This is a genomic window from Pseudomonas sp. BIGb0176 (genome assembly GCF_024810175.1).
Classification (GTDB): domain Bacteria; phylum Pseudomonadota; class Gammaproteobacteria; order Pseudomonadales; family Pseudomonadaceae; genus Aquipseudomonas; species Aquipseudomonas protegens.
Genome location: NZ_JANUEC010000002.1, coordinates 136,335 through 160,052, shown reverse-complemented (window position 1 = coordinate 160,052; position 23,718 = coordinate 136,335). Strand labels below are relative to the sequence as shown.

Annotated in this window: 21 protein-coding genes; 2 read left to right on the top strand and 19 right to left on the bottom strand. The window is 56.2% G+C overall.

Translation table 11 applies throughout. From position 1 onward, the window contains the following. Nucleotides 1-30: 30 nt before the first annotated feature. From M2395_RS11550 to ccoN (M2395_RS11505), 10 genes are all read right to left on the bottom strand, one after another. Nucleotides 31-567: a FixH family protein gene (locus M2395_RS11550; RefSeq protein ID WP_011060236.1), complete on the bottom strand. Its 537-nt coding sequence runs from the start codon at nt 565-567 to the stop codon at nt 31-33. Between the two features lie 11 nt (nt 568-578). Next, complete coding sequence (ccoG, locus tag M2395_RS11545; RefSeq protein WP_065363454.1) at nt 579-1,994, bottom strand: cytochrome c oxidase accessory protein CcoG; 1,416 nt, start codon at nt 1,992-1,994, stop codon at nt 579-581. Between the two features lie 393 nt (nt 1,995-2,387). Further along, entirely contained in the window at nt 2,388-3,365 is a 978-nt protein-coding gene (gene ccoP / locus M2395_RS11540) for a cytochrome-c oxidase, cbb3-type subunit III (RefSeq protein ID WP_011060238.1), read from the bottom strand. Then, complete coding sequence (locus M2395_RS11535; protein ID WP_011060239.1) at nt 3,362-3,547, bottom strand: CcoQ/FixQ family Cbb3-type cytochrome c oxidase assembly chaperone; 186 nt, start codon at nt 3,545-3,547, stop codon at nt 3,362-3,364. Before M2395_RS11535 ends, ccoP (M2395_RS11540) begins: the two co-directional genes overlap by 4 nt. A 5-nt stretch (nt 3,548-3,552) precedes the next feature. Next, nucleotides 3,553-4,161, bottom strand: coding sequence for a cytochrome-c oxidase, cbb3-type subunit II (ccoO, locus tag M2395_RS11530; RefSeq protein WP_011060240.1), 609 nt, complete (start codon nt 4,159-4,161; stop codon nt 3,553-3,555). After that, on the bottom strand, nt 4,161-5,603 hold the full coding sequence (ccoN, locus tag M2395_RS11525) for a cytochrome-c oxidase, cbb3-type subunit I (protein WP_011060241.1): 1,443 nt from the start codon (nt 5,601-5,603) through the stop codon (nt 4,161-4,163). Before ccoN (M2395_RS11525) ends, ccoO (M2395_RS11530) begins: the two co-directional genes overlap by 1 nt. A gap of 498 nt (nt 5,604-6,101) precedes the next feature. Continuing rightward, on the bottom strand, nt 6,102-7,043 hold the full coding sequence (gene ccoP / locus M2395_RS11520; protein ID WP_011060242.1) for a cytochrome-c oxidase, cbb3-type subunit III: 942 nt from the start codon (nt 7,041-7,043) through the stop codon (nt 6,102-6,104). Further along, entirely contained in the window at nt 7,040-7,270 is a 231-nt protein-coding gene (locus M2395_RS11515; RefSeq protein WP_011060243.1) for a cbb3-type cytochrome c oxidase subunit 3, read from the bottom strand. Before M2395_RS11515 ends, ccoP (M2395_RS11520) begins: the two co-directional genes overlap by 4 nt. A 3-nt stretch (nt 7,271-7,273) precedes the next feature. Then, the gene (gene ccoO, locus M2395_RS11510) at nt 7,274-7,882 is read right to left on the bottom strand and encodes a cytochrome-c oxidase, cbb3-type subunit II (RefSeq protein ID WP_015634784.1); all 609 of its coding nucleotides are present in this window, start codon (nt 7,880-7,882) and stop codon (nt 7,274-7,276) included. A 10-nt stretch (nt 7,883-7,892) separates the two neighbouring features. Next, nucleotides 7,893-9,317, bottom strand: coding sequence for a cytochrome-c oxidase, cbb3-type subunit I (gene ccoN, locus M2395_RS11505; protein ID WP_011060245.1), 1,425 nt, complete (start codon nt 9,315-9,317; stop codon nt 7,893-7,895). 99 nt (nt 9,318-9,416) lie between these two features. Here ccoN (M2395_RS11505) and M2395_RS11500 point away from each other — a divergent pair, with 99 nt between their 5' ends. Continuing rightward, on the top strand, nt 9,417-10,112 hold the full coding sequence (locus tag M2395_RS11500) for an alpha/beta family hydrolase (protein ID WP_015634786.1): 696 nt from the start codon (nt 9,417-9,419) through the stop codon (nt 10,110-10,112). Nucleotides 10,113-10,281: 169 nt separating this feature from the next. On the opposite strand, the gene M2395_RS11495 is transcribed toward M2395_RS11500, so the two are convergent. Next, entirely contained in the window at nt 10,282-11,847 is a 1,566-nt protein-coding gene (locus M2395_RS11495) for a PAS domain-containing methyl-accepting chemotaxis protein (protein WP_047284945.1), read from the bottom strand. Nucleotides 11,848-12,323: 476 nt separating this feature from the next. Here M2395_RS11495 and M2395_RS11490 point away from each other — a divergent pair, with 476 nt between their 5' ends. Next, on the top strand, nt 12,324-13,772 hold the full coding sequence (locus M2395_RS11490; RefSeq protein WP_123430278.1) for a mannose-1-phosphate guanylyltransferase/mannose-6-phosphate isomerase: 1,449 nt from the start codon (nt 12,324-12,326) through the stop codon (nt 13,770-13,772). A gap of 39 nt (nt 13,773-13,811) precedes the next feature. Here the strand turns inward: M2395_RS11490 and M2395_RS11485 are convergent, their stop codons facing one another. The 8 genes from M2395_RS11485 to M2395_RS11450 all read right to left on the bottom strand — a co-directional run bounded on the left by M2395_RS11485 (nt 13,812) and on the right by M2395_RS11450 (nt 23,665). Beyond that, nucleotides 13,812-14,927 (bottom strand): glycosyltransferase family 4 protein, encoded by a 1,116-nt coding sequence (locus tag M2395_RS11485; protein ID WP_123430279.1) that lies wholly within the window; start codon nt 14,925-14,927, stop codon nt 13,812-13,814. 12 nt (nt 14,928-14,939) lie between these two features. After that, nucleotides 14,940-15,683 carry a glycosyltransferase family 2 protein gene (locus M2395_RS11480; RefSeq protein WP_123430280.1) on the bottom strand — a complete coding sequence of 248 codons (744 nt, stop codon included), beginning with the start codon at nt 15,681-15,683 and terminating at the stop codon, nt 14,940-14,942. Continuing rightward, the gene (locus M2395_RS11475; RefSeq protein ID WP_123430281.1) at nt 15,684-16,619 is read right to left on the bottom strand and encodes a GDP-L-fucose synthase; all 936 of its coding nucleotides are present in this window, start codon (nt 16,617-16,619) and stop codon (nt 15,684-15,686) included. Between the two features lie 7 nt (nt 16,620-16,626). Then, nucleotides 16,627-17,712: a GDP-mannose 4,6-dehydratase gene (gene gmd / locus M2395_RS11470; RefSeq protein WP_015634792.1), complete on the bottom strand. Its 1,086-nt coding sequence runs from the start codon at nt 17,710-17,712 to the stop codon at nt 16,627-16,629. An 846-nt stretch (nt 17,713-18,558) separates the two neighbouring features. After that, nucleotides 18,559-19,569 (bottom strand): FkbM family methyltransferase, encoded by a 1,011-nt coding sequence (locus M2395_RS11465; protein WP_015634793.1) that lies wholly within the window; start codon nt 19,567-19,569, stop codon nt 18,559-18,561. Continuing rightward, the gene (locus M2395_RS11460) at nt 19,562-20,905 is read right to left on the bottom strand and encodes an ABC transporter ATP-binding protein (protein ID WP_015634794.1); all 1,344 of its coding nucleotides are present in this window, start codon (nt 20,903-20,905) and stop codon (nt 19,562-19,564) included. Before M2395_RS11460 ends, M2395_RS11465 begins: the two co-directional genes overlap by 8 nt. Then, on the bottom strand, nt 20,895-21,725 hold the full coding sequence (locus M2395_RS11455) for an ABC transporter permease (protein WP_041752056.1): 831 nt from the start codon (nt 21,723-21,725) through the stop codon (nt 20,895-20,897). The genes M2395_RS11460 and M2395_RS11455 overlap by 11 nt, the downstream gene beginning before the upstream one ends. Then, nucleotides 21,722-23,665 (bottom strand): glycosyltransferase, encoded by a 1,944-nt coding sequence (locus M2395_RS11450; RefSeq protein ID WP_077933654.1) that lies wholly within the window; start codon nt 23,663-23,665, stop codon nt 21,722-21,724. Before M2395_RS11450 ends, M2395_RS11455 begins: the two co-directional genes overlap by 4 nt. Nucleotides 23,666-23,718 lie beyond the last annotated feature (53 nt).

The window sequence follows — 23,718 nt, the reverse complement described above, 5'->3', positions numbered from 1 at the left end:
GACGGGCCGGCGATGTACGGCAGGTACTGCTCAGTTCAGGTCTTCGGCACCTTGCAGGGGCTCGTCGCCCAGCAGCAGGTCCTTGTCATGGCTGACCTGTTCTTCTTCGAACATGCGCCAGGTCTTGTCGCCCTCGACCCCCAGCAGTTCGACGAAGCGCCGCCCTTCGACCTGGTCGGTCAACTGGCCGATGTAGCGCCCGTGTTCGGTTTCGCTGCGGGCCAGGGTGATCTTGCGGTCCTTTTCCGGCTGGGTCGGCGAGATCAGGTTCAGCTCCAGGGTCTTGGGCTGGCTGTCACCGCTCAGGCGCAGTTCGACTTCGCCGGTCAGCTCATCGAGGTGCACGTTGGCGCGCATCTTCAGGGTCTGGGCCAGCAGCTCGCGGTCCAGGGAGCGGTTGATGCCCTTGCCGGCCTCGTAGTAGTTGTCGTTGACCAGGTTGTCCGGGTTGTTCACGGCAATGGTCACCATGGACAGGGTCAGGGTCACGGAACAGGCGAGGATGCCGATGATGATCCAGGGCCAGAGGTGCTTGTACCAGGGGCTTGCGGCGGTGGCTGCGGGCATGATCACTTCTCTTAACGAATTTGTGGGCCGATGAACCGGCTCTTGGCTTCAACATGGACGCTGTCATCGTCGGCATCCTTGAGGATGAATTTCACCTCGTTGGTGGTCGATGGCAGCTGTTCGGGAGCAATCGACAGCTCCACCGGCATGCTGACGATATCGCCGGCCACCACGTGGATTTCGCGCTTGCCCTGCAGCTTCAGGTCCGGCAGGCCGGAGGCGTCCAGCACATAGGTGTGATCGCGCTGGTCCTTGTTCATGATCTTCAGGCTGTAGACGTTTTCGATCCGGCCTTCGGCGTTTTCGCGGTACAGCACCCGGTCCTTGCTGACATCGAAGCCCACCAGCGAACGCATGAAAAATGCCGCAACCAGCAGGCTGATCATGGCCAGCAGCACCAGGGCATAGCCGATCAGGCGCGGGCGCAGTTTATGGGTTTTCTGCCCCGAGAGGTTGTGTTCGGTGGTGTAGCTGATGAGCCCGCGGGGGTACTCCATCTTGTCCATGATGCTGTCGCAGGCGTCGATGCAGGCTGCGCAGCCGATGCATTCGATCTGCAGGCCGTCACGGATGTCGATGCCGGTGGGGCAGACCTGGACACACATGGTGCAGTCGATGCAGTCGCCCAGGCCCTGGGCCTTGTAGTCGGCGCCTTTCTTGCGCGGGCCACGGGCTTCGCCACGGCGTGGGTCGTAGGAAACGATCAGGGTGTCCTTGTCGAACATCACGCTCTGGAAGCGTGCATAGGGGCACATGTAGATGCACACCTGTTCCCGCAGCCAGCCGGCGTTGCCGTAGGTGGCCAGGGTGAAGAAGCCGACCCAGAAGTAGGACCAGCCATCGGCCTGGCCGGTGAAGAAGTCGATGACCAGTTCGCGGATCGGCGAGAAGTAGCCGACGAAGGTCATGCCGGTGACGAAGCCGATCAGCAGCCAGAGGCTGTGCTTGCTGAATTTGCGCAGGAACTTGTTGGCGCTCATGGGCGCCTTGTCCAGCTTGATGCGCTGGTTGCGATCGCCTTCGGTGACCTTTTCGCACCACATGAAGATCCAGGTCCAGACACTCTGCGGGCAGGTGTAGCCGCACCAGATGCGGCCGGCATAGACGGTGATGAAGAACAGGCCGAAGGCGGCGATGATCAACAGGCCCGAGAGCAGGATGAAGTCCTGGGGCCAGAACGTGGCGCCAAAGATGAAGAATTTGCGTTCCGGCAGGTTCCACCAGACAGCCTGGTGGCCGCCCCAGTTGAGCCACACGGTACCGAAGTACAGAAGGAACAATCCGGCGCCGCCAAGCATGCGCAGATTGCGGAACAGGCCGGTGAAGGCACGGGTGTAGATTTTTTCCCTGGAGGCGTAGAGGTCGACGCTGTTGGTCGCGTTTTTGGCAGGCGGGGTAACGTCGTGTACGGGAATCTGGTTGCTCATCATTGCATCCCACGGCAGTGGAAAAATGCCTCGGTCGATGCGTGCCGACCGCGGTCAAAAGGGGTGTTGCAGTGGCGCAATGATACGCCTGTAGCTCTAGCGCAAGGGTGCGACCTTTGGTCGCGTTGGGGGAAATCAACTGATGGTGTAATGACTTGAATCAATTGACTTGTGGATTATGGACCCTTTTGCACGTCGCGCCGTTCAATTCTTCCAGGGAGTGAGCAGGCGTACGCCGCAGGTCTCGAAGTCCGCCATATCGTCGAATCCTGGCTACCGGGTCGCCGGAAAGGGTGATCCGCCGTCGAGCGTCAGCCGATGCCAGGCGCAAACAAAACGGCCCCGCCAATGTTGATTGGCGGGGCCGTCGGGTGTTGCTTTCAGGCGTCGGTCTTACTCGGCATCGGCCTGCTTGTCACCGTGGGACAGGCTGTAGACATAAGCCGCCAGCAGGTGAACCTTGTCGTTGCCTTGCAGTTGTTCCTGCGCTGGCATCACGCCTTGACGGCCGTAACGAATGGTCTGCTGCAGTTGGGCGAAGCTCGAACCGTAGATGAAGGCTGCCGGGTGAGTCAGGTTAGGCGCGCCCATGGCTGGGGTGCCTTTGCCTTCCGGGCCGTGGCATACCGCGCAGTTGGCGGCGAACAGCTTCTGGCCGTTGACCGGGTCGGCCTTCAGGCCTTCCGGCAACTTGCGGCCGTCGAGGTTGGTCAGGACATAGGCGGCAACGTCACTGACGCCTTGTTCCTTGATCACGTCCAGCCAGGCCGGCATCACTGCGTGACGGCCGCCCATGATGGTGGTCTTGATGGTTTCCGGCTCGCCGCCCCAGCGCCAGTCGGCGTCGGTCAGGTTGGGAAAGCCATAGGCGCCCTTGGCGTCGGAACCGTGGCAGACCGAGCAGTTGGATGCGAACAGACGGCCACCCATTTTCAGGGCTTGCGGGTCCTTGGCCACTTCTTCGATAGGCATGGCCGCGTACTTGGCGAAGATCGGACCGAACTTGGCGTCCGACTTGGCCATTTCCTTTTCCCACTCGTGGACGCCGGTCCAGCCGGACTGGCCGTTGGCGAACGGGGTCTGCTTCTCGTTATCGAGGTAGTTGTAGCCCGGCAGAACGCCTTTCCAGTTGCCCAGGCCCGGGTACAGCACCAGGTAGCCCAGGGCGAAGACGATGGTGCCGACGAACAGCATGAACCACCATTTCGGCAGGGGGTTGTCGTACTCCTCGATCCCGTCGAAGGAGTGGCCGACCGTCTCGTCGGTCTGCTCGGCGCGCTGGCCCTTGCGGGTCGACAGCAGCAGCCAGGTCAGGGCGAAGATGGTACCCAGACTGAGGACTGTGACGTACAGACTCCAGAACGTAGTCATTCTTTGTTACTCCTAGAAGCTTGCTCGACGTGCTTGATGGCGTCGGGATCATCCGCGAACGGCAGCAAGGTTGCGTCTTCAAACTCGGACTTGCGCTTGGGGCTGAACACCCAGAGCGCCAAACCGATGAAGGCCACCATCACAACAAGGGTGCCCAGGCCACGAATCATCCCGATATCCATCTAGATCACCGTTTGCTTTTGATGATGGTGCCCAGGCCTTGCAGATAGGCCACCAGCGCGTCCATTTCGGTTTTGCCCTTCACGGCATCCTTGGCACCGGCGATGTCTTCGTCGGTGTAAGGGACGCCGAGCGTGCGCAAGACTTCCATTTTCTTCGCGGTGTCTTTGCCGTCGAGCTTGTTTTCTACGAGGAACGGATAAGCCGGCATCTTCGACTCGGGCACCACGTTGCGCGGGTTGTACAAGTGCGCACGCTGCCAGTCATCGGAGTAACGACCGCCCACTCGGGCCAGGTCCGGGCCGGTACGCTTGGAACCCCACAGGAACGGGTGGTCCCAGACGCTCTCACCAGCCACCGAGTAGTGACCATAGCGTTCGGTTTCAGCGCGGAACGGACGGATCATCTGCGAGTGGCAGCCGACACAGCCGTTGGCGATGTAGACGTCGCGGCCTTCCAGTTCCAGTGCGGTACGCGGCTTCATGCCTTCCACCGGCTTGTTGGTGACGTCCTGGAAGAACAGCGGGACGATCTGGGTCAGGCCGCCGATGCTGACGGCGATGACCATGAAGAAGGCCAGCAGGCCAATATTCTTCTCGACTACTTCGTGCTTCATCAGTGAGCTCCAACTACAGCGATCTGAGCAGCGGCTTCAGCTTCAGCCGGGTTCGAGGCGCGAACGGTACGGAACACGTTGTACGCCATGATCAGCATGCCGGTGGCGAAGAACGCACCGCCCAGAGCACGGACGATAAAGCCCGGGTGGCTGGCTTGCAGCGCTTCGACGAAGGAGTAGGTGAGGGTGCCGTCATCGTTGATTGCACGCCACATCAGGCCCTGGGTGATGCCGTTGACCCACATCGAGGCGATGTAGAGCACGGTACCGATGGTAGCCAGCCAGAAGTGGGTGTTGATCAGGCCGATGCTGTGCATCTGCTGACGACCGAAGACTTTCGGGATCAGGTGGTACAGCGCGCCGATGGAGATCATCGCTACCCAGCCCAGAGCGCCGGCGTGTACGTGGCCGATGGTCCAGTCGGTGTAGTGCGAGAGCGAGTTGACGGTCTTGATCGCCATCATCGGACCTTCGAAGGTCGACATGCCGTAGAACGCCAGGGATACCACCAGGAAGCGCAGGATCGGGTCGGTGCGCAGCTTATGCCAGGCGCCCGAGAGGGTCATCATGCCGTTGATCATGCCGCCCCAGCTTGGCGCCAGCAGGATGATCGACATGGCCATGCCCAGGGACTGGGCCCAGTCCGGCAGCGCGGTGTAGTGCAGGTGGTGCGGACCGGCCCAGATGTACAGGGTGATCAGCGCCCAGAAGTGCACGATGGACAGGCGATAGGAATAGATCGGACGCTCGGCCTGCTTGGGTACGAAGTAGTACATCATCCCCAGGAAGCCGGTGGTCAGGAAGAAGCCCACGGCGTTGTGGCCGTACCACCACTGGATCATCGCATCAGTCGCACCGGCGTAGGCCGAGTAGGACTTGAAGAAGCTGACCGGCAGGGAAGCGTGGTTGACGATGTGCAGCATCGCGGTCACCACGATGAAGGCACCGTAGAACCAGTTGCCCACATAGATGTGCTTGGTCTTGCGCTTGGTGATGGTGCCGAAGAATACCAGGCCGTAGGTGACCCAGACGATCGCCAGCAGGATAGCCAGGGGCCATTCCAGTTCGGCGTATTCCTTGGTGGTGGTGTAACCCAGTGGCAGGGTCACGATCGCGCCGACGATCACCGCTTGCCAACCCCAGAAGGTGAAGGCCGCGAGGCTGTCGGAAATCAGTCGCGTCTGGCAGGTTCGCTGCACGACATAGTAAGAGGTGGCAAACAATGCACATCCACCGAAGGCGAAGATCACCAGGTTGGTGTGCAGCGGGCGCAGGCGTCCAAACGTCGTCCACGGCAGACCGAAGTTCAACTCCGGCCATACCAGTTGTGAGGCGATGAAGACACCGAGCCCCATGCCAAGGATCCCCCAGACCACCGTCATGATGGCGAACTGGCGGACTACCTTATAGTTATAAGCAGTCGGACTGATTGCTGTGCTCATTCTAAGGTTCCACGGTTTGGGTGTTTTATTAGGGATAAAAATCGGTCGCAAGTATGGAGAAAGCAGGGGGTCATTGCAACGCGCTATGACCTGGGTCAATGCGTTCCATGCCTGATTCTGCGGCCTTTCCCTATGCCGAGTAGGGACAAAAAATTGCCCTCGGACAAGCTGTCGCCATGGACAGGAAACGGGGGGTGTCAGGTCGGTTGTAACCGGGTGTGTGGAAGCTGATGGATCAGCTGACAGGCGGTAAGTGAGTCGACAGCCGGTATAAACCAGCCTTTGCGGCCTGTCATCGAGCAGAAGCTTCGAACGTCACGGATACCGTTGGCCTGTGACCAGCCCGTGCCAGTCCCCATCGGGGCAAGCTTAGACCTGAATCAGATGAGTGCAAACGCGCTTCGGGAGAGGGTGCGACACTTGGTCGCAAAGGAGCGGGAAGTTGAACCACGAGCGGCAAGCTGCAAGTCGGGAACCCGCAGCTTGCCGTGACTCGTCTTACTGGGTGTTTTCAGCCTGTGGCTTGTTGCCGTGGGAGAGGCTGTAAACGTAGGCGGCCAGCAGTTGCACCTTGTCATTGCCGAGCAGTTCGCTCTGCGCTGGCATGTGGCCCTGGCGACCATGACGGATGGTCTGTTGCAGTTGGGCCAGGCTGGTGCCGTAGATGAAGCCGGCGGGCTGGGTCAGGTCGGGCGCGCCCATGATCTGGGTGCCTTTGCCGTCAGCGCCGTGGCAGGCTACGCAGGTGGTGCTGAACGCTTGCTGTCCGGCTACCAGGTCGGCATCGCTGTCGGCTGGCAGGGGCAGGCCGGCCAGGTCGTGGCGAACGTAAGCTGCCACGTTCTTCACGCCTGCTTCCTTGAGCACTTCGCCCCAGGCTGGCATGGCCGCCATGCGGCCGCCCATGATGGTGGCCTTGATGGTGTCGGCGCTGCCGCCCCACCGCCAGTTGTCGTCCGCCAGGTTCGGGAAGCCGAAGGCACCCTTGGCGTCGGAACCGTGGCAGACCGAGCAGTTGGAGGCGAACAGGCGTCCACCCATTTTCAGCGCTTGCGGGTCCTTGGCCACTTCTTCCACCGGCATGGCCGCGAATTTGGCGAAGATCGGACCAAACTTCACGTCCGCCTTGGCCATCTCCTTTTCCCATTCCTTGGTCTGGGTCCAGCCGTCTTCATAGCCCGGCAGGATGCCTTTCCAGTTGCCCAGACCCGGGTAGAGGATCAGGTAGCCAACGGAAAACACCAGGGTCCCGGCGAACAGCAGGAACCACCATTGCGGCAGGGGGTTGTCGTACTCCTCGATGCCATCGAAGGCGTGGCCCATGGTCTGGTCGACACTGCCCTTGGTCTCGCCCTTGCGGGTGCCGACCAGCAGCCAGGTCAGGCCGATCAGGCTGCCAATGGTCAGTACGCAGATCCACGTACTCCAGAAGGTGGTCATGGCCGAATGCTCCTTGTTGCAGGCTCTTGAGGTTGAGCGTCATCAGTTGTGTTACCGGCCGGTGCCGTGCCCGGCATCGGGTCATCGGCGAAGGGCAGCAGGCGGGCCTGGGCAAACTCGGGATTGCGCTTTGAGTTGAACACCCAGATCGACAGGCCGATGAAGGCGATCATCACCACCAGGGTCCCGAGGCCGCGGATCATGCCGCTATCGAGTTCAAAACCCATGGCTCACCTCTTGCTCTTGATCGCAGTGCCAAGCACTTGCAGGTAGGAGACCAGGGCGTCCATTTCGGTCTTGCCCTTGAGCGTGGCGGTGGCGCCGGCGATGTCTTCGTCGGTGTACGGCACGCCCAGGGTGCGCATGACCTTGAGCTTGGTTTCGGTGTGGCTGCTGTCCACCGGTGCGGTCACCAGCCATGGGTAGGCCGGCATCTTCGACTCGGGCACCACGTTGCGCGGGTTGTACAAGTGCGCACGGTGCCAGTCATCGGAGTAGCGACCGCCCACCCGGGCCAGGTCCGGACCGGTACGCTTGGAACCCCACAGGAACGGGTGGTCCCAGACGCTTTCACCGGCCACCGAGTAGTGACCATAACGCTCGGTCTCGGCGCGGAACGGACGGATCATCTGCGAGTGGCACTGTACGCAGCCTTCGCGGATGTAGATGTCGCGGCCTTCCAGCTGCAGGGCGGTGTAGGGCTTCATGCCTTCCACCGGCTTGTTGGTGACGTCCTGGAAGAACAGCGGGACGATCTGGGTCAGACCGCCGATGCTCACCGCGAAGACCATCAGCAGCATCAGCAGGCCGACGTTTTTCTCAATCGTTTCGTGTTTCATGGCGGACTCCTCAGGCCATCTGCGCAGCGGCGTTGACTTCGGCTGGCACTGCGGCACGCACGGTGCGCCAGGTGTTGTAAGCCATCAGGAACATGCCGCTGAGGAAGATCGCACCACCCACCAGTCGCACGATGAAGCCTGGGTGGCTGGCCACCAGGGTTTCGACGAAGGAGTAGGTGAGGGTGCCGTCCTCGTTGACCGCACGCCACATCAGGCCCTGGGCGATACCGTTGACCCACATCGAAGCGATGTAGAGCACGGTGCCGATGGTAGCCAGCCAGAAGTGGGTGTTGATCAGGCCGGTGCTGTACATCTGCTCGCGGCCGAAGACTTTCGGGATCAGGTGGTACAGCGCGCCGATGGAGATCATCGCTACCCAGCCCAGGGCGCCGGCGTGTACGTGGCCGATGGTCCAGTCGGTGTAGTGGGAGAGGGCGTTGACGGTCTTGATCGCCATCATCGGACCTTCGAAGGTCGACATGCCGTAGAACGCCAGGGATACCACCAGGAACCGCAGGATCGGGTCGCTGCGCAGCTTATGCCAGGCGCCCGAGAGGGTCATCATGCCGTTGATCATGCCGCCCCAGCTTGGCGCCAGCAGAACCAGCGACATCACCATCCCTAAGGATTGAGCCCAGTCCGGCAGCGCGGTGTAGTGCAGGTGGTGCGGACCGGCCCAGATGTACAGGGTGATCAGTGCCCAGAAGTGCACAATCGACAGGCGATAGGAGTACACCGGACGCTCGGCCTGCTTGGGTACGAAGTAGTACATCATCCCCAGGAAGCCCGCGGTCAGGAAGAAGCCCACGGCGTTGTGGCCGTACCACCATTGCACCATCGCATCGGTCGCACCGGCATACACCGAGTAGGACTTGGTGAAGCTGACCGGCAGTTCCAGGTTGTTGACGATGTGCAGGATGGCCACGGTGATGATGAACGCGCCGAAGAACCAGTTACCCACATAGATGTGCTTGGTCTTGCGCTGCATCAGGGTGCCGAAGAACACGATGGCGTAGGCCACCCAGACAATGGTGATCAGGATATCGATCGGCCATTCCAGTTCGGCGTATTCCTTGGAGCTGGTGTAGCCCAGTGGCAGGCTGATGGCCGCCAGGAGGATCACCAGTTGCCAGCCCCAGAAGCAGAACGCGGCGATTTTCGGCGCGAACAGCGTGGTCTGGCAGGTGCGTTGCACCGAGTAGAACGAGCTGGCAAACAGCGCACAGCCGCCGAAGGCGAAGATCACCGCGTTGGTGTGCAATGGCCGCAGACGGCCGAAGCTGGTCCACGGTAAGTCGAAGTTGAGTTCGGGCCAGACCAACTGGGCAGCGAGAAAAACCCCGAGCCCCATGCCGACGATGCCCCACACCACCGTCATAATGGCGAATTGGCGGACCACCTTGTAGTTGTAGGCGGTACTGATAGAAGTGTTCATGGTTCCCCATCCACGGTTCAGTTGAAGTGAAAGCGACTGCGCACGGCAAGGCGCGCTCACTTCGTCTGGAGTTATAGGCAGACTAAAAGCGAGGCAAGCATGAGCAATGAGCACAAGGCCAGTATTGACGGGGGTCAATGGGCGCAGTGTGTGCGGGAGCGGGGCTGGTTGTGGGATGTCGCGCAGGGCGTCGAGGTGCAGTCGGCGCCGACCCTGATCCTCGCCCATGGCGCCGGCGCGCCCATGGACAGTGGGTTCATGAATGATATTGCTGTACGCCTTGCGGGGCATGGGGTGAACGTCTTGCGCTTCGAGTTTCCCTACATGGCCCAGCGGCGCCTGGATGGCGGCAAACGTCCGCCCAACCCGGCGCCCAGGCTGCTGGAATGCTGGCGCGAGGTGCATGCCCTGGTGCGACCTTATGTCACTGGGGTGTTGGCGGTGGGCGGCAAGTCCATGGGCGGGCGCATGGCCAGTTTGCTGGCCGATGAACTGCAGGCCGATGCATTGGTGTGCCTGGGCTATCCGTTCTATGCCGCCGGCAAACCGGAAAAACCGCGGGTGGCGCATCTGGCCGATCTGTCAGTGCCGAGCCTGATCGTGCAGGGCGAGCGTGACGCCCTGGGCAATCGCCAGGCGGTCGAGGCCTACACATTGGCACCCAGTATCCAGTTGTACTGGCTGGCGGCCGCTGATCACGATCTCAAGCCCCTGAAGGCCTCGGGTTTCAGCCATGAGCAGCATCTGGAATCTGCGGCGCTCAAGGTTGCTGCCTTCCTGAAAGCGCTGAGCTGATCCTGCCGGAGCGAGCTTGCTCGCGAAGCGTTCGCCCGGCCTTCGAATTTGGAGCGCGGTGAAGATTTATCGCTAGCAAGCTCGCTCCTACGGTTGTCGGGTGGATTTGCGGGCATAAAAAAACCGGAAGCCTTGGCTTCCGGTTTTTTGTTGCCGGCCCTAGGGGAGCTTAGCGGTTGAAGCGCTCCACCAGCGAGTACTGGGTGTGTGCGGTGCGGGTCAGCGCTTCGCTGAGCTCGGCCGAATGCTGGGCCTGCTCCGAAGTCTGGTCCGCCAGTTGCGCGATGGTGCTGATGTTGCGACTGATCTCTTCGGCCACCGAGCTTTGCTCTTCGGTGGCGGCAGCGATCTGGGTGGTCATGTCGGTGATGTTGGCCACCGCTTCGCTGATGCCCACCAGTGCCTGGTCGGCTTCCAGAACCCGGGCCACGCCTTCTTCGGCCTGACGATGACCGGCGTCCATGGTCTGAACGGCGGTGGCGGCGGTCTGCTGCAGCTTGGCGATCAGGGTATGGATCTGCCCGGTGGACTCACTGGTGCGCTGTGCCAACTGACGCACCTCGTCGGCCACCACGGCAAAGCCGCGGCCCATTTCACCGGCGCGGGCGGCTTCGATGGCTGCGTTCAGGGCCAACAGGTTGGTCTGGTCGGCAATGCCCTTGATCACGTCAACAACGCCGCCGATCTCGTCACTGTCCTTGGCCAGTTGGGTTACTGTCAGCCCGGTTTCGCCCACCACCACCGACAGGCGCTGGATGGCTTCGCGGGTTTCCCCGGCGATATCGCGGCCACGGCCGGTCAGGCGATTGGCTTCCTGGGTTGCGTCGGCGGTGCGTTGCACGTGGCTGGCCACTTCCTGGGTGGTGGCGGCCATCTGGTTGACCGCGGTGGCCACCTGCTCGGTTTCGACCCGTTGGCGCTCCAGGCCGCTGGAGCTGTTGTGGGCCAGGGTGTCGGACTGGCGGGCCTGCTCGTTGAGGTGCTCGGCCGTGTCCTGCAGGCGGGTTAGGCAGGTCTTCAGGCGCGCTTCCTGGCTCAGGATCGACATCTCCAGGCGGGCCTGGGCGCCGCGGCTGTCGGTATACATCTGAGCGATCAGCGGGTCGGAGGTGGTCTGCTCGGCCAGGCGCAGCAGGCGCTTGAGGCCGCGCTGCTGCCAGCTCAGGCCCAGCAGGCCCAGGGGCACCGAGAGCGCGGCGGCCAGGGCGAAGCCCCAGTGGGAATTGAGCCAGGCACCGATCATGAAGCTCAGTTGGCTGACCAGGATGAACGGCAGCCAGTCCTGCAGCACAGGCAGCCACTTGTCACGCTTGGGAATGGCCGACTTGCCAGTGTTGATGCGCTGGTAGAGGGCTTCGGCGCGGCGCACCTGTTCGGCGGTGGGCTTGACTCGGACCGACTCGTAACCCACCACCTGGCTGCCTTCGAAGATCGGTGTCACATAGGCGTTGACCCAGTAGTGGTCGCCGGTCTTGCAGCGGTTCTTGACGATGCCCATCCATGGCAAGCCTTGTTTCAAGGTGCCCCACATGTGCGCGAACACCGCCGCCGGCACATCAGGGTGACGTACCAGGTTGTGCGGTGCGCGAACCAGTTCTTCACGGGAGAACCCACTGATCTCGACAAAGGCGTCGTTGCAGTAGGTGATCACTCCTTTGGCGTCGGTGGTGGAGATCAATCGTTGCTGAGCGGGGAAGGTACGTTCGCGCTGGGTAACGGGTTGGTTATTACGCATGAGTTTTCAATCCGCAAGGCTTTCATCGGTTATCGGCAGGTTTCCGGAATAGTTGAAGGAAATTTCTCTAAATGTCCGGTGACGGTTTGCGAGCTTTTTGTACGTCGTAATATCCCGATGCGTGCGAAATCCGAGAGAAAAGTAATAAAGATCAATGACACGATTTGTAAGGCGGTGTGTCTTAATCTTCAATGAAGTGAGCCGTTGTGAATGGTAGGTCAGTTTTTATCCATCTGAATACGGGTAGCTGCGCGGGTATAGATCCGGCTTTTCCTAGACAAAAATTACCATCCAGTGAAGAATATGCCCCTATTTTTGTAAGAAAAGTGATTTGCTTTTCTTCATGTCCAGCATTTTCTCGGTTAGGTTTGTCTAGGGTCAGCTAGGCTCTAAGTCGCCTCCTTCGAGCCCGTAGTATTTATGTTGGTGAGTTTTTGGCCTGATAAATGATGTGATATTTAGTAAAGGAGTACAGCGTGACACTCGTTCCAGTCATTATTTGTGGCGGTTCAGGCAGCCGTCTATGGCCTGTTTCACGTACTGCTCATCCCAAGCCGTTTATCGAATTGCCCGATGGTGGCAATTTGATTCGAAAAACATACAGTCGCGCCTTGGCGTTAAATGACGTAACAGAAGTATTGACGATCACAAACCGTGATCTCTACTTCAAAACCCTTGATGAATATGTTGCCACTGCGCCGAACTACACCAACTTGGGTTTCGTACTCGAGCCTTTTGGCCGCAACACCGCTGCTGCGGTCGCATTAGCGGCGCAGGAAGTGGCCCGAACTCACGGCCCTGACGCGATTATGCTGGTGTTGCCGGCGGACCACCTGATCGACAATCAGGCGGCGTTCGCTGCCGCAGTCGAGTCTGCATCGCAGCAGGCCCGGGACGGCTGGCTGGTGACTTTTGGGGTGAAGCCCGAATATCCGGAAACTGGCTACGGGTACATTCAAAAAGATACCGACGCGTCATTAGTCAACGGCTTCAAGGTCAAGCGTTTCGTCGAAAAACCAGATTTGGATACTGCGAAAGACTACCTGGCGTCCGGTGAGTATTACTGGAACTCCGGGATGTTCTGTTTCCGTGCGGGCACACTTATTGAAGAAATGGCGCTCTGTGCGCCGGATGTCGCCAGCGCCGTAGATCTGTGCCTTGCTGGTTCCGGTGTGATGCAAGGCAGCAGCCATCGCAGCCTGCATCTGGAGCCGGAAAGCTTTGCCAAAGTACGGGACATTTCCCTCGATTTCGCACTGATGGAACGCTCAAACAAAGTGGCGACCATACCTTGTGATATTGGCTGGAGTGACATTGGCTCTTGGAAGGCCATGAGTGAACTCTCGCCAGCGGACGAGCAAGGCAACCGTATTGAAGGCGAAGCCATCCTTCATGCCTCCACCAACAACTACGTGCGCAGCCAGCGTCGACTGGCCGCGTTAGTTGGGGTTGAAAACCTGATCATTGTCGATACGCCGGATGCTTTGTTGGTCGCGCACAAAGACCATGCCCAAGACATCAAGGTAATCACTGCGCAGTTGAAGAAAAACGGTCATTGCTCGCACTTGGACCACACTACGGTGCAGCGTCCCTGGGGGGCTTACACTACCTTGGAAGAGGGCACTCGCTTCAAGATCAAGCGCATTGTCGTAAAACCTCAAGGCTCGTTGTCGCTCCAAATGCATCACCATCGCAGTGAGCACTGGATTGTGGTCAGTGGTATGGCATTGGTCGTTAACGACCAACAACGGTTCTTGCTCAATACCAATGAGTCCACGTATATACGTGCTGGGCACACGCATCGTCTGCAAAACCCGGGGATGATTGACTTGGTATTAATTGAGGTGCAGTGCGGCGATTACTTAGGGGAAGATGATATTGTCAGGTTCGAGGATAGCTACGGTCGAGCTGAAGGCAGTAGGTAATCCGCTAATCATTAGCCCGAGTCAAATCGGGCTGGTGTTTCATTGCGTGTTCAGCAGGTCCTGATAGGCCTCGATGTGGGCTCGTGTCATTTGCTCCCCCGTGAATAGCAGGTTGTAACGACTCTGCGCCTTTTCGCCCATTACCAATGCTTCTTGCGGGTTGTCCCAAAGGTGTTGCATTGCTTGGCGAAGCGCTGTCGGGTGCTCTGGTGGGACTACCAGCCCGGTTTCGCCGGCAATGTTGATGTACGTAGTGCCTGTACCAATCTCGCACGAGATCATCGGCTTTCCATACATTGCCCCCTCCAGTAGTGACACTCCGAACGCTTCGGAACGAAGGTGCGAGGGGAATACGATGGCTGTTGAAAGTTGAATTAGCGCGACTTTATCTGCTTCTGGAAGACGGCCCAAAAAGTGGACGTTTTGAAGCCCCATAGTTTTTGCTTGCGCCATGAGTTCTTGTTTCTTTGGTCCATCTCCTACGATGACCATAGGGTATCCAGTGCCTTGGAGAGCTTCCATCAATGTGTGAAGCCCTTTGTAGTAGCGCAATACGCCAACAAACAGGAAGAACCGCTCGCTCATTTCTTCCGCCCAGCGTGTCGTTAGAGCAGTGGAGGGGATTGGGTAGCTTTCCTTGTTGAGACCTATAGGAATAATTGTGGTTTTGTCATGAAATGCAGAAAGCTCAGCACTTGATTCCAGGTAGTTGGGGGATGAGACAATGATCCGGTTGACGCTACGCAGAAATATATTTTGGAGTGGGCGGTAGAGCTTTAAGAGAAATTTCTGGTTGATGATGTCAGAGTGGTATGAAACAACGCTGGGTTTTCCGGTACAACTGGCAAAGTGGATCAAGTCCATGAATGGCCATGGAAAATGGTAATGAATGATATCCGCATTCCGCGCAAGTTCTTTAAACTTCGAATAAACCTCTAACGAAAAGCCTGTTGAGGCAATATTAAGGTTTTCTTTAACGCGATGAACCCGATAACCGTTCATTTCTATTGTGGCTGGAATTGGGTTGGGGGACAGCGTAAGGACTTCGCAGGTCGCCCCCATACGATGAGACTGCTGACAAATTTGATCAATCACTTGCTCTATGCCGCCCATGGTGTCAGGAAGGGCGGTTTTAAAAAAATGCAGAATGCGCATGGTAACTTCCGGCTATGGAAAGATGGATTTGAGCCAGACGGCGTAGGGCTGAAAAAGCCACCACTTTAAGGGAACGCTACCGTGATACTTACGCACCACCGCCATAGCTTCCTGATAATGGCGGCGGCGCAAAGTTTTTGTTTTGGTCGCTTCATGTTCTCGATTGACCGCTACAAACGCGTCGATATATTTGAGAGGGCCAACTATTTTGAAGAGTCGCCACCAAAGATCGTAGTCCATAGCCATATGCAAGGTGGGGTTCACGCCGCCAATATTCAGCCATGCGGATCGTCGAATCAGCGTCGCTGGTTGGGAAATAATGCAGCGAAGCGCTAGCCTGCGCTCGCTGAACGGCTCAACCCAAACCGGTTTGCGTTTTCCGGTATTTTGAATAACGTTCCAGCATTTCCCATAAACGGCTGAGGCCTCAGGTGCTGTTTCAATGGCACTGATCAGTCGTTTTAGTCCGTCCGGCTCGAGCCAGTCATCGCTATTCAGCCAGCAGACATACGGTGCTTTACCTTGAAGGATACCTTCGTTGATAGCAGCTGCTTGGCCTTTATCTGGATAGCTGCGCCAACCAGCTAGCTTGTGTTCCCATTTACGGATGATTTCCACCGAGTTATCGGTGGAACCACCATCCAGAACAAACACCTCCACAGGGATATTTTGTTCAAATATGGACCTTAAGGCGTCGTCGAGATAACGCCCTTGATTGAAGGAGGGGACTGTAATCGTAACCAAGGGTTGATGCATTCAGTGGCGATCCAGACGGCTGAGAAAATCTTGGTAGGTCAATGCTATACCTTCACGCAGTTGCGTTTTGGCAGCCCATCCCAAGTTCTTTAGGCGATTGATGTCGAGTAGTTTACGGGGTGTACCGTCAGGCTGGCTCTGGTCGTATACGATCTGCCCGTTATACCCGACCACCTCCATAATTAACTCTGCTAGTTCGCGGATGGATAGATCACTGCCCATTCCAACATTGAATAGTCCGCTGTCAACGTTGGATTCCATCAAGTGTAGACAAGCATCGGCCATGTCTTCGACGAAAAGGAACTCGCGCTTTGGCTTTCCCGAACCCCAAACTATTAACTCTGATGCGCCGCTAATTTTTGCTTCATGGGCTTTGCTAATCAGTGCCGGCAGCACATGACAGTTTTCCAGGTTGTAGCTGTCATTGGGGCCATAAAGATTTGACGGCATAACGGCTATGAACTTTGCACCGTATTCGCGGTGGTAGTTCTCGCACATCTTTACACCCATGATCTTGGCGAGGGCGTAAGGTTCATTGGTTTGTTCCAGCGGTCCGGTTAACAGGTGGTCTTCGTGGATCGGCTGGGGGCAGTCCCGCGGGTATATGCAACTGGAGCCCAAAAAAAGAAGTCGTTCGACGCCATGTTTCCAAGCGCTGTGAATTACGTTCGCCTCTATCATCAGGTTTTGATATATAAATTCAGCTCTAAAGTTGTTGTTGGCTTTGATTCCGCCTACCTTGCCGGCTGCTAAGTACACAATCTCAGGTTTTTCTGTTGCGAAAAAAGCATCGACAGCAGCCTGTTGAGTCAAATCAAGTTCAGCATGCGAACGGGTGACGAAATTCCTGAATCCAGCGGCGGATAGCCGCCGCTGGATCGCAGAGCCAGCCATACCGGCATGGCCTGCGATGTATATTTTGGCGCGTTTATCCACCTAACTATTACTCGTGGTAATCGTAAACGGAGTAGCCGTGCTTTTTTACCAACTCATCACGGGTCGCTGACTTGAGGTCCTCGGTCATCATTTCATTGACCAGATCCTCAAAGGTGATTTTAGGCGTCCATCCCAGTTTCTGCTTCGCTTTGGTTGGGTCGCCCAGCAATGTTTCCACCTCGGTTGGACGGAAGTACCGCGGATCCACGGAAACTATGCATTTACCGGTTGCGTCGTAGCCTTTCTCATCGACGCCCTGACCTTTCCAGGTAATGTCGATTTCGGCGTGTTTCGCTGCCGCGTTGACGAAGTCGCGAACGCTGTATTGCTTGCCGGTTGCAATAACGAAGTCTTCCGGAGTTTCTTGCTGCAGCATCAGCCATTGCATCTCGACGTAGTCTTTCGCATGGCCCCAGTCGCGCAGTGCATCAAGGTTGCCCAGATACAGACAGTCTTGCAGGCCCAGCTTGATGCGTGCGAGTGCACGGGTAATCTTGCGAGTGACGAAGGTCTCGCCGCGCACCGGGCTTTCGTGGTTGAAGAGAATGCCGTTACAGGCATAGATACCGTACGCTTCCCGGTAGTTGACGGTAATCCAGTATGCGTACAGCTTTGCTACTGCGTAAGGGGAGCGTGGGTAGAAAGGTGTGGTCTCCTTCTGTGGAGTTTCCTGCACCAAGCCGTACAGTTCGGAGGTTGAAGCCTGATAGAAGCGGGTCTTCTTCTCGAGCCCCAGGATCCTGATCGCCTCAAGGATACGCAAGGCACCCAACGCGTCTGAGTTGGCAGTGTACTCTGGCTCTTCGAACGAGACCGCAACGTGGGACTGCGCAGCCAGGTTATAGATTTCGTCGGGTTGTATTTGTTTGATGATGCGGATCAGGCCGGTCGAATCGGTCATGTCGCCATAGTGCAGGACCAAGCGACGATCTGACTCATGGGGGTCTTGGTAAAGGTGATCGATACGGTCGGTATTGAAGGAGGATGCCCGGCGCTTTATACCGTGCACTTCGTAACCTTTTTCGAGAAGCAACTCGGCCAGGTAGGATCCGTCTTGACCTGTTACTCCAGTAATAAGCGCAACTTTTTTCATATGCTTCTCTTAACGTATTTGATTCAAAAAATCTTCTTTAGGTACGTAAGCGGGTAGATAGTTCCGCATGATCAATTTGCTCGATCCGGGCCCAAATCACGATCGTCTATACTGCCTCAATGGGGCTGAATTCTCAATGTATCCTGGTAGCTTGTGACTTCTACGGTGTATGGGCAGGCGGCTTTAATTGCTTGTGGCTGAAAATCACGGCGAAGTTGGACATTTATCGCCAGAAAATCAGACATCTCCCTCATACCGCCACTGGAAATGCATTGGTTTTTTGAGAGCTCGTTATTGCCAAAGTACAAATTTTTTGATCCAGAACGAATCACTTAATCCTCTCGATCGAGTTTGCCTGGCTTGATAGTCCTAATCGAAGAGTGGCACTTTGCCTCTTTTGCCTAGGGAGCATGTCTTGAAGCTGGCAGTGAGAGGGATGTGACGTTGAGTGACGCTATCGCAGCGACGCTTGGCAAGCACCAGCGTAGTATCACTCTGCAATATTCCTCGTTATCGATTAGGCACGAGGTTTCTCTTCGAAAGAAGAGTATAGGTAAACTGATCTGGCGAGTATCACAGACAGGTTTGTGATGGTTACGAAAAAAAAGCAAAAGTTTTGCTAGATTGTTCACGCGGTTGAAATATTAAAGTGCATTGATTCGAGTCATCAGAAGCGTTGCCGTGAACTGTCCTTGCTATCGTTTATATATAGCGACAACAAATATAGGCGTATATACGCAAGTATGCCAAGATTTCTGTATTTAGTCTCTGCAGGCCCTGATCGAGAAGCTACACCTCCGATGCTGCCCCGCCACTGAGGCCCATTCCTTTGCCGCAGGTGCAAATTTAAAATGGTTGCCAGCTTTCGTCAGGCATAAGCCAGAAAGCATCATCAATCGCTGAAAATACTGGATGGGAGTCAAATGCTTCTTTTGGATTCAGAGCAGTCAAATTGCCTTTGGCGATGTCTTCGCGTACGAAGAAAGCATTGAAGCAGCAGGTTCCCACTGCGCAGAGTTCGTAGCCCTTTGGCTTCAGAAGGGTCGTCCAGGCGGTCAGGCTTGCTGCCCCTGATTGCTGCCATCTACGGTTGAATTGCTCTCGGTCACGCTGGACGACGCTGTGCCGTTCGCGAAAGCGCTTTTCAAACTCTACGACAATTACGCGAGGTCTGATGTCACGCAGGTTTTCCATGACTGCGAAGTCACCGCCATCGATGTCGATGATGAAGAGGTCGGGTTCCGGTTCCGGGTTGTTTGCCATAAGCAGGCCGTTGATATTTTCCGGGCTAATGGCTTGCTGAACGATCTTCGGCGAGTAGTATTCGGTTTCGCCCTCTCGAGTCCAATGGTAATGCCGCGTCGAAGCTGTGCGCGCGAAAAAGTAACGCATTCTGCTGCACTCAGTTGCATCGAGTTCAAAAATTGTTCCATGCCAGCCATGATTGACCAGCAAATTTGTCGACAGGTTTTCCGGAATCCCCACATCAGAATCGCTGCAGTTGCTGCCAATTTCGATGACATAGCGATTGGTGCAGCCAATATGTGTGAATAAGCGCAACAAGATTCCGTCTTCATCATTTTGCGAAAACGCACGAAACCCGCTTTCCACCAAGTCTGAAGGCTCAAGCACTCTTGGGGAGTTATGTTTCCACGTATGCATCAAGTGCTTTTGTTGGGCTGCGTCAGCATTGCTGACGAAATTGCGACGTAGTAGGGGGTTAAAACTTCCTACGTCCTCAGTCGAAAGGCCTTTGTTCAGAAGAATCGTTTCAAAGTGAATCTGACGCTCGCTCAAAGCCTTCAATTCTTGCAGGGCTTCTGCGAGCTGTTGGGACAGTGTATTGAGATCAGACATTTTGTTTTTCTTCCAATAAATCCACTGAGACAACCGGGTGCATATTGAAAATCCCGCCATAGAACGCTGCCAGCGGCGATTCTGTAACCTGCAGCTGTTCAACGTCATGCATTAGCAAGCTGTACTCTTCAAATTCGCTTCTAGAGAAACCTTTATTTGCAACACCCACCGAAAATGAATATTGACCCGCCTTTAGATTCAGATTGAGGTTGAATCTTACGAGGACCTGGGCGCCTTCTTCGCATGGCGCTTCGGGCATTTGCAAGGCAAAAGTGCTGGTCTCAAATATCGAGCGTCCCAAACGGTCCCTGACTATAAGGCCATAGGCAGGGCGCTCGAAGTCCTTGTTCAGTTTAACCACGTATCGAACGGTTAACTGAGTTTCGCTTTCAATGTGGGTGACAGGCTGGTTTTCGGCGTTCAGGAGGGCGAAGTCGATAAGTTCGGCGTCGCCGTTGGTCGTGATGGTTGTAGCTTTTGTCCACGCCTTGGGGCGCTCAATCGCTTCGAGGCTCTCAGTTGCAGGAGCAATGCTCTGATCGATAGATACCTCGCCGCTACTCATGTCGGTTTTTTTGGCGACCAACCCTTGATACAAATCGATCACGTCTCGAGGTGCACCAAAACTGAGTGTTCGGCCATGGCTCAGTAGCAAAGCCTTGTTGCAAATGTGTTTGACCGTGTTGGCATCATGGGACACGAACAGTAACGTCCCCCCGCGTGCGCGAAAGCTTTCCAGGCGTTGGAAACACTTTTGCTGAAAGTAGGCATCGCCTACCGCCAACGCCTCATCAATAATCAAAATGTCGGGCTCGAACGCCGTCGAAACGGCGAAGGCGACACGCATTTGCATGCCACTGGAATACGATGAAACGGCTTGTTCGAAGTGCTCGCCAATATCAGCAAACGCCTCTATGTCGGGTATTTTTGCTTCGATTTCACGACGGCTGAAGCCCAGTAGTGCTCCGTTCATATAAACATTTTCGCGGCCGCTGAACTCAGGATTGAAGCCTGACCCCAGTTCAAGTAAAGCAGCTACACGACCGTTGATGCTCACCTTACCTGTAGTGGGGGTGAGGGTGCCGGTGATGATTTGCAAGAGAGTGCTTTTACCGCTGCCGTTCAGTCCGACGATTGCACAGGACTCGCCTTTGCGAACTTCAAGGAAAATTTCGCGAAGAGCCCAGAATTCCTTGAAGTAGTTACGACTTGGCCTGCGGAGCAGGCGACGCAACCTCGGGTAAACGAATTGCTTGAGTTGATCACGAGGGTGTTCGAATATTTCGAATCGCTTGGAAACGGCTTCCACACGAATTGCGAATTCATTAGAGGACATTCGCGAATCCTTTTCTGGTCTTCTGGAACCAGCCATATCCCGCCCAAGCAAAGCTCAAGGCCACAACAGCATAAACTGCCAGGCCAGCGAAGTTAGGCATTGAACCACTGATTAGTATCGCTCGGGCTTGCTCGATAATGAAGGTGAGGGGATTGAGCATCAGCCAAGGTTGGATTTCGACGGGTAGAGCGGAAATGGGGTAAAAAACCGGAGAGGCGAACAGCAGCAAGGTCATAAGCAGACCAATGGGGTGGGCGACATCGCGTAAATACACCCCAAGCGATGCAAGTATCCAGGCCAGGCCTAAAGACAGCACGATCAGCGGTGCTATCACCAGTGGCAGAAAAACGACTGTCCAGGGGATGGTGCCGTGAACCAGAAGTTGTGCGACCAACAATACGCCAATACTGACCAACGCGTGGAAGAAGGAGGTGCCCATGGCAATGATAGGGAGAATCTCCAGAGGGAAGACCACCTTCTTTACGTAACTTACGTTGCTCAAAATTAGCGTGGGGGCCCGAGTCAATGTCTCGGCAAACAAGCTGTGAACGATCATTCCGGTGAATAGCAGAATCGCAAACTCACCTTTGCTGCCAGGCTCGCCAGTTCCCCAGCGAGCCTTGAACACGACTGAAAAGACCAGCGTGTAAATCACCAGCAACAGTATCGGGTTCGCGAATGACCACAGAATACCCATCATCGAACCTTTGTATCGTCCGATGACATCCCGTTTGGTCATTTGCTGGATCAGGTGCCAGTTTGACCAAACGCTTTTGATCAGTGACAACAGCGAGACGGGGGCGGGTGAGTGCGGGTTCATCTCAGCTTCCGCTTCAGTATTTCAAAGCGAGCCCTGAAGCCTTGGGTCTTGATCGCCTGGATCTGAGCCTTGACCCATGCCTTGTTAAGGAACAGCCGGGCGATGTGCTGCCGCGGCGACTCTACGACGACAGGGGCGGGTACTTCAGGCATGTAGAACCCTGCCGAAACCTTAAGTACTCCAGGATTGAAATCCTTGATTAGTTCGGTTTCGGCGGCCTCATCCCAAGTTCTTTCGGGGAACGACTGACGGATATCCAATGTGACGGTAGCAGGCAGCAGGTGCTTGATTTTACCGCTGATCATTGCCGCCAGTGGCCGCCCGTCAAGATAATGGAGTGCGATACCCAGGTCGGCAGGGAGCGACGCAGTCCTGAAAATGAAGCGGCCATATCCGGGTGGGCCGGCAGCGTCCACATGACCAAAGTCGATCAACTCGTGAACGGTATGCACGGGCGAGTGACCATCGTCCATGATCACCGCGGTTGCCGCGCAGTTCACTTGATCGTCGCGTTGCAAGGCGCCAGCTAGAACGGTCAGGTGGTTGAAGAACAGCTTTTCATTCGGTGCGACAAATATGATCGCGTCGGATTCCGCTGCGTCGTTTACCAGTTCCTGAAGAATTTCTCCTAGCGGACGTTTGCTCTTGATTCCAGGATGAATGCCGTACCTGTAGGCTTCAACTTCCTTTATCTGAATCGGGATAGGCGAGGCGCTGAGGATTCTTGAAATTTCCGGTTTCAGGCTGCCAGCGATTACCTTATCGATGACCAGCGTGGCGGTGAAGTTTCTGTAATCCTGATGGCGGACACTTTCGACGTGTGCTTTCAGAGCCGCAGTAGAGTACTCGGGCATCAAGAGGTTTAGGCTGATATGTATTTTTTCGCCTTCGGTCCCAAGATGTCGTGTGACTAATTGTTGCTTGCGCTCCTTCAAGCCACTGTACAGTTCCTTCAAGCTGCCGATCAGCGAGTAATGGCCGTTGAAGATAGCCTGTGCCTTTTTGATCTTGGCCATGGCCTCTTCGGGATTGCTTTTTATCCAGCTGAGGTGGGCTGTGATATCGCCGTAGATCTGCTCCATCGGAGACCGGCTGTCGATATAAAGAAGTGAATCGCCAAAGAATTTTTGCGCGAAAGGATTCTCGTCGCAGATGACAAGGGTGCCAGCAGCAATGGTTTCGAACAGACGGTTCGACATCATTTCCGAGTCGCGGTGGGCCTGGGAGGACAGTACCAGTGCCGCCCCCGCTTTGGCGATCTCGTTGATCATGGAGTTTCCGTCGAACGGAATCTCTCGAACGTAGCTCTGATAACCTTCCCAGACACGTACGCCCTGAAAAATAGTTGGGCCGTAGATTTTCAGCAGACCGGTAGGGTCGAGTCGCTTGAGCACTTCCTGCTGGCGCGATTGACGACTGCTGACGATCGCTTCCCAGTTAATACCGGCGTAGAACAGTTTGCCGTCACCCAGCGATGGTTCATGTACGATCTGGGGGGTGGAGTGGTACAGCTTGAAGTGTGCGGGTAAGTGCGTCGTAGCGCCACGTACCATTCGGGCCACATGGTCATCAGCGGCAATGGAGCTGCAACTGAGGAAGTCATCGTGCGTGGTCAGGTTGCGCGAGCAACGTTGATAGCCCCACTCATGGTAGAACTTCAGCGGGTTCCAGAGTGCGACAAAGGAAAACGCGTCGTAGCGCTTTGGGGTGTCGTAGTGGAGGTGAATCACAAAATCGACATTCGCCTTGGACGCTTTTATGTCCGGAGCGGAGACGAAGCCGCCATCGGCGAGGATTTCAACGCATTCAACCCCAATGGCTTTGGCTGCCAGCTTCAGACGTGCGATGCACTCATCTTCTGCGGTTTTAATACCTGGCCAAAGTTTTACAACTCCGAAGCGACCAAATAAACCCTCGGGCAGAGGGAAATCATTGTTCATTACATTGGATCCAAATGTAGGAAATTAAAAGATGACGGTTCGCCTGCGGTGCT

What these genes read in the sequence shown, in the direction of transcription:
- M2395_RS11550 (WP_011060236.1), bottom strand. Translation starts at nt 567, where the DNA reads ATGCCCGCAGCCACCGCCGCAAGCCCCTGGTACAAGCACCTCTGGCCC.
- ccoG (WP_065363454.1), bottom strand. Translation starts at nt 1,994, where the DNA reads ATGAGCAACCAGATTCCCGTACACGACGTTACCCCGCCTGCCAAAAAC.
- ccoP (WP_011060238.1), bottom strand. Translation starts at nt 3,365, where the DNA reads ATGACTACGTTCTGGAGTCTGTACGTCACAGTCCTCAGTCTGGGTACC.
- M2395_RS11535 (WP_011060239.1), bottom strand. Translation starts at nt 3,547, where the DNA reads ATGGATATCGGGATGATTCGTGGCCTGGGCACCCTTGTTGTGATGGTG.
- ccoO (WP_011060240.1), bottom strand. Translation starts at nt 4,161, where the DNA reads ATGAAGCACGAAGTAGTCGAGAAGAATATTGGCCTGCTGGCCTTCTTC.
- ccoN (WP_011060241.1), bottom strand. Translation starts at nt 5,603, where the DNA reads ATGAGCACAGCAATCAGTCCGACTGCTTATAACTATAAGGTAGTCCGC.
- ccoP (WP_011060242.1), bottom strand. Translation starts at nt 7,043, where the DNA reads ATGACCACCTTCTGGAGTACGTGGATCTGCGTACTGACCATTGGCAGC.
- M2395_RS11515 (WP_011060243.1), bottom strand. Translation starts at nt 7,270, where the DNA reads ATGGGTTTTGAACTCGATAGCGGCATGATCCGCGGCCTCGGGACCCTG.
- ccoO (WP_015634784.1), bottom strand. Translation starts at nt 7,882, where the DNA reads ATGAAACACGAAACGATTGAGAAAAACGTCGGCCTGCTGATGCTGCTG.
- ccoN (WP_011060245.1), bottom strand. Translation starts at nt 9,317, where the DNA reads ATGAACACTTCTATCAGTACCGCCTACAACTACAAGGTGGTCCGCCAA.
- M2395_RS11500 (WP_015634786.1), top strand. Translation starts at nt 9,417, where the DNA reads ATGAGCAATGAGCACAAGGCCAGTATTGACGGGGGTCAATGGGCGCAG.
- M2395_RS11495 (WP_047284945.1), bottom strand. Translation starts at nt 11,847, where the DNA reads ATGCGTAATAACCAACCCGTTACCCAGCGCGAACGTACCTTCCCCGCT.
- M2395_RS11485 (WP_123430279.1), bottom strand. Translation starts at nt 14,927, where the DNA reads ATGCGCATTCTGCATTTTTTTAAAACCGCCCTTCCTGACACCATGGGC.
- M2395_RS11480 (WP_123430280.1), bottom strand. Translation starts at nt 15,683, where the DNA reads ATGCATCAACCCTTGGTTACGATTACAGTCCCCTCCTTCAATCAAGGG.
- gmd (WP_015634792.1), bottom strand. Translation starts at nt 17,712, where the DNA reads ATGAAAAAAGTTGCGCTTATTACTGGAGTAACAGGTCAAGACGGATCC.
- M2395_RS11465 (WP_015634793.1), bottom strand. Translation starts at nt 19,569, where the DNA reads ATGTCTGATCTCAATACACTGTCCCAACAGCTCGCAGAAGCCCTGCAA.
- M2395_RS11460 (WP_015634794.1), bottom strand. Translation starts at nt 20,905, where the DNA reads ATGTCCTCTAATGAATTCGCAATTCGTGTGGAAGCCGTTTCCAAGCGA.
- M2395_RS11455 (WP_041752056.1), bottom strand. Translation starts at nt 21,725, where the DNA reads ATGAACCCGCACTCACCCGCCCCCGTCTCGCTGTTGTCACTGATCAAA.
- M2395_RS11450 (WP_077933654.1), bottom strand. Translation starts at nt 23,665, where the DNA reads ATGAACAATGATTTCCCTCTGCCCGAGGGTTTATTTGGTCGCTTCGGA.